Genomic DNA, 8,911 nt, shown 5'->3' on the forward strand with positions numbered 1-8,911 from the left:
GGCCTCGACGGCGTCGCTCAGGGCGCGGACGGTGGGCATCAGTACGGGAGGTTGCCCCGAGCGGACAACGCCTTGACGGCCTCGGCGATCCGGTCGAGCACCACGCCAGCGTCGGGCTCGCCCGTGGTAGGCACGGGGCGCTGGATCAGTTGGCCGTAGTCGGCGACCAACTCCATGACGAGGTCGACGGGGTGCGCTCGCGCATCCGACGGGGGCACGTCCACCTCCCCGTCGGCCGTGTCGGGGCGGCGCTCCGTGTAGTCGCGCACATAGGCCGCCACGTCGAGGTCGATGGCATTCGCCCGCCCTGGCCCCTCCGCCACAGCGTCCGGGTCCGTCGCTCCGTCCGGCCAGCGGATCATGTCCACCCCGTCCACGTCGGAGACCAGGCCAGCCGCACGCATCCGCTCCCGCCATACCACGCTGATCGGCTCGCCGGTCGCGGCCTCCAGGTTGTCGACCGTCCGGGGGCGGCGGACTCCACTCGGCTTGACGTAGGCGATCGGGCCGAAGATAAGATCGACGCGGGTTGAGCGTGCCACCTACACCCTCCCCTGACCCAGGAGCGTCCCCAGCACGTCACCCGCACTGGATGCCCCCGTCTGCCGTTCGGCGAGGATGCCCGGTCGGGTTCGCGCCGCGTACGCCTCGTCCGTCTCGCCGTCAGGAGGCGGGCCGTAGATCTCCTCGATGTCATAGCCGATATGGAGCAAACCTGACGGCGTCGTGACGCGCTCGATCGCCTGCGCCTCGGTCGCGAGGTCGAGCATCGTCGGCGGCAGCACCTCCCGGTCGCGCATCGCCATCGGCATCTCGCCCCGGTCGAAGCTGTCGAGGGTGAAGGCGCGGAACGGCTCGTGCGCGGCGGTCGGGTTCGGCACCAGCCCGGCCCGCAGCAGCTCGCCCATCATCGCCGCGCCCATCTGGGCCAGCTTGACGATGCCGCGGTCGGCGTTCGCTGCCGTCGTGTTCAGGTCGTGCTCGAACGTCTCGACGACGGCCCGGACGCCCAGCTCCCGGACGCTCGAGAGGTCGCGCCCCAGCGTCAGCTCCGGCAACGCCTCGCGGACATCGCCCTCCAGCCGCTGGACCCACGCCAGCGCGTCGGCGAGGCCGAGGTTGGACAGCAGCGGAAACGCCTGCGAGCCCGGTGGGAGCGGGATCAGGTTGGACGATTGCCGCCCGTCCTGGGCCGCGTCGAGATCCACGAGGCGCGCCCCGAACTCGCCGTACGCGGCGGCCTGCTTGGAGCTGCCCTTGACCGCAGCGGTCAACGCATCAGATGCCGACGTCGCCACCATCGTCGTCTGGTGGTTGAGCCGGCCGATGAAGTCGTGGCCGTCGCTGAGCTTCGCGTTGAGCTCGTGGAACATCGGGATCAGCCCGTCGAGTCGACTGACGTACCCCGCCTTGCCTTCCACAATGGCCGGGCAGAACCCCCACGGGTTGTCGACGACGGTCCGCGGCCCCGCGATCCCGCTCCGCTCTTCCCACGTCTGGATGGTGAGCTTGTCGACGCGGCGATGCCAGACGTAGGCCGTCTCGGTCCCGTTGGCGTCCGTGCCGACCCGGGGGATCGCGACCTCGTACAGCTTGACGTCACGCCGGACGGAGAGCTCCAGGTTGACCAGCTCGCGGGGATGGATCAGCCGCGGGTAGACCTCGCGCAGATCGTCGGCGACCTCGACGATGGCCAGGGCGATGCCCAGTTTGGGCAGCCGCTCGGCGTACGTCAGCAGGTCGTGGCGCGTCCACCCGCCCCAGCGCATCTGCTGCTCCCAGGCGTCGATCAGGAGCGGGTTGCACTCGGGCACGTCGTAGGGGATGACGCCGCCCCGGTAGAGGTAGCCGGGCCAGCGGTCGATCGCGCGCTTGGGCATCGTCGTGATGGCTCGGATGCCCTTCGGCAGCGCGGGGGAGCGGCGGCCGGCCTGCGCGATCCCACGGGCCAGCGTCGGCGCGTCGTAGAGGGTGCCGTCGTAGAGGCCCTCGAGGAAGGCGTAGCGGGCGACGGGCGCCTCGTAGGCGGTGGCCTCGGGCCGGGACGCGGGGGCGTTGGCCAGGAAGCGGGCACCGACGGCTTGGACGCCCATTAGGAGATCACCCGCATCACAAAGACATCCGGATGCGACACGCCGTGTCTGTTCATATCATCGGCGTATGCCCTCGCCTCGGCTTCGGCGTCCTCACCATCCCACGAGGGGTACCACGCGGCCGGCCGTTCGCCGTCCTGAACGACCCACACGCCAGGACGAATCTCCGTCGGGAGAAACCGCCGCAGGAACGTCACGATAGACGTCATCGTATCCCCCCAATCCAGCCGACCAGCACCACGCTGCCGACGGCGACCGAGGCCGCCAGCCAGACGGCGACGAGCACGGCCAGGGTCGTCGGGAATGCGGCCACGAAGTACCCGACCATAATCTCGACGCGGGTCCGCCCGATGCGGTCGATGATGTCCACCTAGAGAATCCCCCCGGCAGCAAACGCCGCAGCAAAATCGAAGTCAGGCGCTAGGCCGGGCGCCTTGGGCGGATTGGTAAACGCCAGCATCAGCGCCTCGGCCCGGTCCGGAGACCGGACGCCGCGCTTCCGCATGTCGTCCTTGGACTCGATCAGCGGCTTGGTGTGACGGCTGTCGTAGCGGTAGCGGACGTTGCTGAGCTGCCCCATCGTGGCCCCGTCGATCGGGCCCCCGATGGTGCCTTCCCGGAACCGCTCACGAATGTTCCACCACAGCTCGTGCCGCAGGTTCGGCCACTGCTCGGGGTCGGAGCTGCGGGACGACACGTTGACGTCGACGACCGGGTAGCCCGCCTCGCGGAGCCGGTCCGCCACGCCCGCCCCAATCCCGATCACGTCAACCTTGATCGCGGCCAGCAGGCTCGGGTCGGGGAGCTGGTGACGGACCTTGCCGACCGTCTCCATCGTGTCCATGCCCGACCATGCGTCCTCGGAGACGATCTGGTGACCGCGCCGGACGCACAGGGCGGACTCGTCGGTCCCCATCCGAGCGACGTCGAGCCCCGCCTCCAGGTCGCCCGATCCGGCCGGCAGCGGGTCGGTCTCGGGCAGCCGGGCATCGGCCGCCTCGACGTGGGCCAGGGGGATGAGATTGTTGTCCGAGACGGCCGGGAACTCGGCATGGACGCGGGCCGTGACGTAGGGCGAGCCGGCCCCGTGCTTGGTGATCGCGTCGTCGATCCACGCCTGCGTGATGAGGTACGGGCGCACCGTCCGTCCTGCGGTCATGTTCGGCGTGTCGGCCGCCGTGATGGTGATGCAGCGGTACAGAGACCGCGCCCCGTGGAACGCCTCGTAGAACGTGCCCACCGGGTTGGTCGGGTTGCCGATCAGCAGCATCCGGGCCTGCTCGGACGTCATCACCGCGTCGAGCGCGTCGTAGACCCGGTCGTCGACGCCGGCCGCCTCGTCGATCACGACCAGCGCGTGCTCGGCATGGAAGCCCTGGAAGCGATCCGATGCCGTGTCGTCGGCCTTGAAGCCCAGCGCGTACCAGTCGGGCGCGACGTCGATCTGCGTCGTCAGGCAGCGGCCCAGGAGCGGCCCCTTGCTGGACCGATAGGCCGCGCCGATATTTCTCCACAAGATATTTCTGACTTGATTGTTGGTCGGTGCGGTAGTGAGCACGATGCTGGCCGGGAAGGCGTGGAGGAACCAGATGACGATCCGGGCCGCGAGGTAGCTCTTGCCGGTGCCATGGGCGCTCTTCACGGCGGTCCGCCGGTTGTCGCGGACCGACTCCGCGATCTCGACCTGCTTGGCCCACAGATCTGCGCCGAGCCACTCGCCCATGAAGCCGGCGGGGTCGCGCCGGACACGGTCCATGCCGGCAGCGGCGCGGTGGTCGAGCTGGGCGACCATCAGGTAGCGCCCGCGAACGACCGAAGGGCGGCCAGGAAGTCGCCGGTCGCGTCGTGCTGGACCTTCTCGGTCCGCTGACCCAGTTCCTTGGCGACTTGGTCGTAGAGGGACTGGATCTCCTTCGTGACCGCGACGTCAGCCTCATACTCGGCCACCATCGTCGCCGACTCGCCCGAACCGATCATCTTCCACCGCTTGACGATCAGGCCGGTTCCGCCGCCCGCCGCGTCCTCGTCATCGCGATACTTATCAGCCCGCTCCTGAATGACCGTCCAGTAGCGCCCCTCGAGGTCGCCCAGCCGGTCCACCCGGTACTCGACTTGCGCGATGGCTGAGGCTCGCACCTCGTCGCGCCACGCCTGAATGGCGGCCTGAATGTTTGCGTTTGCCAATAGGAGGGAGCCGCGGGTGCGGGCGCCACGCTCGCTGTAGCCTGCCAGGATGGCCGCTTTGGTCGCGTTGAGCCGAGCCGAGCCCAGATAAGCCGCGACAAACGCCTCCTGCTTCGGCTCCAGCGCCTTGCCCTGTGCCATCCACCACCCATGTCGTGATCGTCATATACGCATATGCCGCAGACCGTATGCGCTCAGTCTAGCGGGCCGGGGCCGCACGTCAACCGGCGTGCGCTCACCCCGCCCCCTCTCCGGCCAGCAGCGCCCGCAGCAGGGCGAGGGCGAGGGCTTCGGCGGGGGTGTCGGCATACGCCCCATGGTCGTTATCGTCGAGCGTTGCCCAGCTATCACCATATGCCCGTGTGCAGACCGTGGCGGTGTGCCCTCGTTGCTTGGCGTAGGCGAGCATCGCGTCCACGGTTGGCACGACGCCCAGCTCGGCGATCGAGGCGGCCCAACCGCCGGCGAGGACGGCTCTCACCAGTGCGACGACGCGCTCGTGGTCGGGAATCAGAAAGCGCCCATCCAGGTCGACGGTGCCGTCGTCGACAATGACCATCGGGAAGGCATCGAAGGGGTCGCAGGCTACGATCCATCCGCCGGTCCGGTAGATATAGCCGCCATGCTCTGAGCCGTCGTCGAGGCGGCGCACATCAATCCGTTGGCGTCCCGCCATCGCGAGCGCCCGCTCGATCCGCGCGGCCGTCGGGTCGGTGGGGGTGGTCATGGCGTGATCCCTTCGGTGATCGTCGTGAGGTCGAACTCCACGCCGGTGACCCCATCCTTCCCGACCTGCTTCGCCTGCGAAAAGGTCGCGCGCTTGACGACCTTCGGCCCATCGTCGCTCAGGACGCCGGCGTCGACGATCCCGTCCAGGTACGGCTTTGCATAGCTGCCAATCGAGTCCACGTCGGGCATGATGCGAGAGGTCGGCCACGTCACATGAACGGCGATGGCGACCGGCTCCGCCATGGGCGGGTAGCCCCGGCAGCACAGCGTGGCGTACTCCCGGACGGGTCCGGTGTCGGCGGCGCGATTCCGCCAATGCCGACTCGACCGGTTGTTCGTGCTGAGACTGGACGGCGGGACAAGCGAGAACGAAAGGTGGAGGCTCATCGTCCCGCCTCCATGTCCACGTAGCCGGCCGCGAGAAACAGCTGCGCCCGCTCCTCCGGCGTCGCCCCCAGCGCCTCACACAGCGCGCGCACCGTCGCCGCCTTGGGCGTCCGCTCGCCCGCTTCGAGGCGATACAGGGCGGTCCAGTGGATGCCCGCCAGCGCGGCCAGGTCGGGGACCGAGAGGCACGGCCCGGCGCAGGTGCGGGAGCTGGTCGGCGGTCGGATCGTCCTGATGCGCGTGAGCACGGCGGCGAGCGCGACGGCCTCGGAGCGGACCTGGACGGGCTCGGGGGTGGCGGTCTGCCATCCGACGTGGGGAGGAGGGGCGTAGACAGTCATTGCTTCACCGCCGCCTTGACGATCTTGTCTCCCCAGCCGAGCGGGATGAGGTGGCGGTCGTAAAACTGCGTTGGGGGTGGGGCCACATCGGGCCGAACCCAGTGCCCGCTGTCCTCGCAGTTGACGACCGCCCCGTTGTCCATCCGAAACACCGGGCGACCGTCGGCGCGCAGCCGGTCGATGACGCCGTGGTGGCCGGCGAACAGGCCCTCGCGGACCTCCACTCTTTCTCCGATCGAGTAGCCCCGGTAGTGATGCTTCTTGGGTGGGGTGCCCTTGTGCAGGGTGTACGGCTTGCTCATGACGCGACTCCTTCTCGAAACGCGATGAGGTCGACGGCGATCGCTGCCAGCCGCGGCTCGCCCCGCGCGGCCAGGTCCTCCAGATCGGCAGCCTCGAGCGCCAGGGCGAACTCGGCGACCGCTTGAACCTGCGTTGCGATCCACGCCAGGGCGAGCTCCGGCGCCTGATGCCGGACGATCGGTGGCGACATCGACGACGGGAGCTGAGCCCCCGCCATCCGGACGTCCTCGACAGTCGCGCTCATGACCACCCCTCCATCTCGTCGACACCGCAGAGGACCGACAACCCAATGCGGCAGGGGAAGCGGGCCATGACCTCTCCGACGTCGCCCCCGTCCTCCAGCGCCGCCGCTTTGGCCAGGGCCGGCAGGAGGGCGACGCCCTGACCGGGGATGCCCTGGTCGATCACGCGGCGGCGATCGTCCGGCAGGTCGGCCCAGATCCGGATCGCGTCCTTGACGGCGCGCCAGGCGTTCACCCGTCCGAGCTCGACGCGGATCTGGGCGTCGAGGTGGGCGTCCTGCCGGGCGACGAAAAGCGGGTCCGCGGCGTTGTCCGGTTCGGCGAGCCATGCTCGCTGCCGGGCCAGCTTGGCGAGCCACGCCGACTGATCGGCGCAGGCGTCCATGGCCCGGAGCTCGGCCCGGATGTAGGCCGTCACCCGCGCTGACTGGATGCGGGCGACCCACTCGCGGTCCGTCTCGGTCTCGAGCGGAAGCGGGATAGGTTGAATCTGGGCCGCTGGGGCCGCCTGCGGGGCTTTCGGTTGGACGGAAAGGATTAGCCCCATGGAGACGCCTCCCACGCGGCCAGCGCGCACTCAAGCTCGGCGACGATACGGTCGTAGTGCGTCCGCTCGTACGCGGTCCGGACCGTGGCGAGCTTGCGGCGGGCGAGGGCGAGATCTCGCTCGGCATCAGCCACTGCCCCGGCCGCCCCCAGCATGTAGACGCCGCGGGCGCCGAAGCGGTCGAGGTGTCGGTGCGCTCGCTCGAGGCGCTGGGCGCGGTCGCTCAAGTGCTCGGGCGGCGCGACGGTGGGGCGGTTGCCGATCATCACGGCGATGGTGGGGCGTCTCATCTCGTCCTCTTCACCGGCTCGGTGAGCATCTGTCCGATCGAATCCAATGCCGCCACCGTCGCCCGGTGTCGGTCGTAGAGCTCCTGCAGCTTGTGCAAGCCGTCGATCCAGTCGTTCTCCGATCGCTCGTGCTCGGCGAGGGTCTCCTGATGCTTCGCCTGCCGCGTCACGTACAGCGGGTCGGTCGGATTGGCGGCCAGCCAGTCGCGCTGTCGGTCGAGCTTGGCGAGTCGCTCGTCGGTGTCGAACGCCTCGAGTCGGGCGATGGTCGTGGTGATCCGGGCGGCGACCGTGTCGCGCTCCGCAACCAGCGCCGGGATGTGCGGCCGGCAGAGCGTGAACCGCCACCCCTTCTGGAGCGGGTCGTAGAGCCGGTGGAACTCGGCGAGCTGCGTCGCCACCTCGGCATGGATGTCGGTGATCGTCATGCCGCCCTCTTCTCACGATCCATGAACGTGATCCGTTCATGGCATCGCCAGCAGACGGCGATGAGCTCGAAGAGCGGTTCGTTTCCGAGATGCTTGTAGGTCAGGTGGTGGGCTTGTGTGGCCGTGGCGACGCATCCCGGGAGTTGGGCCTGGCACAGGCGTTTGTCGCGGGCAACTACCCGGTCAGAGCGTTGGCGCCACTCGTCGGTCTGGAGGTAGGCGGTGTAGTTGGTCCACCACTCTTGATTCTTCCGCTCACGCTCGGCATCGAGGGAGCTACGCACTCCCTCCCAATGCACCCGGCGCGCTTCCGCACGGCGCCGGGCGATCTCCGGGTCGACCGGTGGAGGGTCCCCGTTTAATCCGACGATGAGTCGATGGTTCCGCGGGATCGCGCACCCACGATGACCGCATTCCTGGCACTCGAGTTTGTATTGCTTGGCCCCGTTGACCGTGACCAGCGTTCGGAGTTCACCGTCGCCCAGGCAGTCGCACTTGACGCCGTAGGCCTTTGCGTCGCGCTCTGTCAGTAGCACCCTCACGCCGCCACCTCGTCGAAGAGCGAGCCGGCGTACCGCGGGCACGCTGGTGCCCAGTCCCGGACGCGCATCGGCTCCCACGCCATGACGTGACGCTCACGCAGCTCGTCCATCGTCACCAGCGTCCCCTTCTCGAGACGTCCGATCCGCCGCGTCAGACATCCGACCTCGATGCAGATCCCGAACGGGTCCTTCGCCCCGAGCGGTAGTCGCCAGTTCGGACACCGCCCACAGCACGGCCCAGACGGCAGCCCGGTCGGTGTCTTCGGCGTGGCGTGCTTGGCCCGCTTCTGCGCCGCCTTGAGGTCGTCCGGCCGGTGATCGAGGTAGCGGTCCCATCCCTCTTGGCTCATGGATGAGCCCCTGGCGTATAGACCGGTTTAGATGTGTTTAGACCCCTGTTTAGGCGTGTATAGGCGTTTAGGCCGTCCGGGGCGTTCGCCAAACCGTCTAAACGTCTAAACGTGCCTAAACATGCCCTAAACACGGCTATACACGACCTATACACGGGCGTCCTCCTCGGGTGCGGCGGAGATCGAGCCGTCCGGGTGGGCGATGAGCTCCCCGTTCTCGATCATGGCTTTGACGACGCGGGCGAAGGTGCCGGGACCAAGCCGGTGCCCGATGGACTGCTGGGTCTTGCGGCGGGAGAGGGTGCCCTTACGGCGAAGGACCTCGAGGATGAGGCGCTGCAACCGGGCCTCGGGGAACTCGCCCCAGGTCGGGATGAGCTGCTTGGTGATGCTCCAGCTCCACTCGACGAGGGCCGTGGCCGCGTCGAAGTGCGGGACGTCGACCGTGTTGGAGCGATCGAGCACGGCGTGGACG

The 8,911-nt window shown here is 68.8% G+C and carries 17 protein-coding genes; all 17 read right to left on the reverse strand.

Annotated elements, in window-relative coordinates; all coding sequences use genetic code 11:
* Nucleotides 1-38: 38 nt before the first annotated feature.
* Nucleotides 39-542: a hypothetical protein gene (locus VNL12_RS11500; RefSeq protein ID WP_325594656.1), complete on the reverse strand. Its 504-nt coding sequence runs from the start codon at nucleotides 540-542 to the stop codon at nucleotides 39-41.
* The gene (locus tag VNL12_RS11505) at nucleotides 543-1,880 is read right to left on the reverse strand and encodes a hypothetical protein (protein WP_325594658.1); all 1,338 of its coding nucleotides are present in this window, start codon (nucleotides 1,878-1,880) and stop codon (nucleotides 543-545) included. It lies immediately after the preceding gene.
* A 212-nt stretch (nucleotides 1,881-2,092) separates the two neighbouring features.
* On the reverse strand, nucleotides 2,093-2,290 hold the full coding sequence (locus tag VNL12_RS11510; protein WP_325594660.1) for a hypothetical protein: 198 nt from the start codon (nucleotides 2,288-2,290) through the stop codon (nucleotides 2,093-2,095).
* Between the two features lie 8 nt (nucleotides 2,291-2,298).
* Nucleotides 2,299-2,463, reverse strand: a complete 165-nt coding sequence (locus VNL12_RS11515; RefSeq protein WP_325594662.1) for a hypothetical protein — start codon at nucleotides 2,461-2,463, stop codon at nucleotides 2,299-2,301.
* Nucleotides 2,464-3,651 carry a hypothetical protein gene (locus VNL12_RS11520; protein WP_325594664.1) on the reverse strand — a complete coding sequence of 396 codons (1,188 nt, stop codon included), beginning with the start codon at nucleotides 3,649-3,651 and terminating at the stop codon, nucleotides 2,464-2,466. It abuts the gene before it with no gap.
* Between the two features lie 233 nt (nucleotides 3,652-3,884).
* Nucleotides 3,885-4,418 (reverse strand): terminase small subunit, encoded by a 534-nt coding sequence (locus VNL12_RS11525; protein WP_325594666.1) that lies wholly within the window; start codon nucleotides 4,416-4,418, stop codon nucleotides 3,885-3,887.
* A 94-nt stretch (nucleotides 4,419-4,512) separates the two neighbouring features.
* On the reverse strand, nucleotides 4,513-5,004 hold the full coding sequence (locus tag VNL12_RS11530; RefSeq protein WP_325594668.1) for a hypothetical protein: 492 nt from the start codon (nucleotides 5,002-5,004) through the stop codon (nucleotides 4,513-4,515).
* The gene (locus VNL12_RS11535; protein WP_325594670.1) at nucleotides 5,001-5,393 is read right to left on the reverse strand and encodes a hypothetical protein; all 393 of its coding nucleotides are present in this window, start codon (nucleotides 5,391-5,393) and stop codon (nucleotides 5,001-5,003) included. Before VNL12_RS11535 ends, VNL12_RS11530 begins: the two co-directional genes overlap by 4 nt.
* Nucleotides 5,390-5,734 carry a helix-turn-helix transcriptional regulator gene (locus VNL12_RS11540; protein ID WP_325594672.1) on the reverse strand — a complete coding sequence of 115 codons (345 nt, stop codon included), beginning with the start codon at nucleotides 5,732-5,734 and terminating at the stop codon, nucleotides 5,390-5,392. The genes VNL12_RS11535 and VNL12_RS11540 overlap by 4 nt, the downstream gene beginning before the upstream one ends.
* On the reverse strand, nucleotides 5,731-6,036 hold the full coding sequence (locus tag VNL12_RS11545; RefSeq protein ID WP_325594674.1) for a hypothetical protein: 306 nt from the start codon (nucleotides 6,034-6,036) through the stop codon (nucleotides 5,731-5,733). The genes VNL12_RS11540 and VNL12_RS11545 overlap by 4 nt, the downstream gene beginning before the upstream one ends.
* Nucleotides 6,033-6,281 carry a hypothetical protein gene (locus VNL12_RS11550; protein WP_325594676.1) on the reverse strand — a complete coding sequence of 83 codons (249 nt, stop codon included), beginning with the start codon at nucleotides 6,279-6,281 and terminating at the stop codon, nucleotides 6,033-6,035. Before VNL12_RS11550 ends, VNL12_RS11545 begins: the two co-directional genes overlap by 4 nt.
* Nucleotides 6,278-6,697 carry a hypothetical protein gene (locus tag VNL12_RS11555; RefSeq protein ID WP_325594678.1) on the reverse strand — a complete coding sequence of 140 codons (420 nt, stop codon included), beginning with the start codon at nucleotides 6,695-6,697 and terminating at the stop codon, nucleotides 6,278-6,280. Before VNL12_RS11555 ends, VNL12_RS11550 begins: the two co-directional genes overlap by 4 nt.
* A gap of 119 nt (nucleotides 6,698-6,816) precedes the next feature.
* Complete coding sequence (locus tag VNL12_RS11560; protein WP_325594680.1) at nucleotides 6,817-7,116, reverse strand: hypothetical protein; 300 nt, start codon at nucleotides 7,114-7,116, stop codon at nucleotides 6,817-6,819.
* A complete protein-coding gene (locus tag VNL12_RS11565; protein ID WP_325594682.1) occupies nucleotides 7,113-7,544 on the reverse strand; it encodes a hypothetical protein in 432 nt (143 codons plus the stop codon). Before VNL12_RS11565 ends, VNL12_RS11560 begins: the two co-directional genes overlap by 4 nt.
* On the reverse strand, nucleotides 7,541-8,086 hold the full coding sequence (locus VNL12_RS11570) for a hypothetical protein (protein WP_325594683.1): 546 nt from the start codon (nucleotides 8,084-8,086) through the stop codon (nucleotides 7,541-7,543). The genes VNL12_RS11565 and VNL12_RS11570 overlap by 4 nt, the downstream gene beginning before the upstream one ends.
* A complete protein-coding gene (locus VNL12_RS11575) occupies nucleotides 8,083-8,436 on the reverse strand; it encodes a hypothetical protein (protein ID WP_325594684.1) in 354 nt (117 codons plus the stop codon). Before VNL12_RS11575 ends, VNL12_RS11570 begins: the two co-directional genes overlap by 4 nt.
* Nucleotides 8,437-8,583: 147 nt before the next feature.
* Nucleotides 8,584-8,911: hypothetical protein (locus tag VNL12_RS11580; protein WP_325594686.1), on the reverse strand; the 328-nt coding region annotated here is incomplete at its 5' end.

Origin of the sequence: Iamia sp., from assembly GCF_035575815.1 — a bacterium.
Classification (GTDB): Bacteria; Actinomycetota; Acidimicrobiia; order Acidimicrobiales; family Iamiaceae; genus Iamia.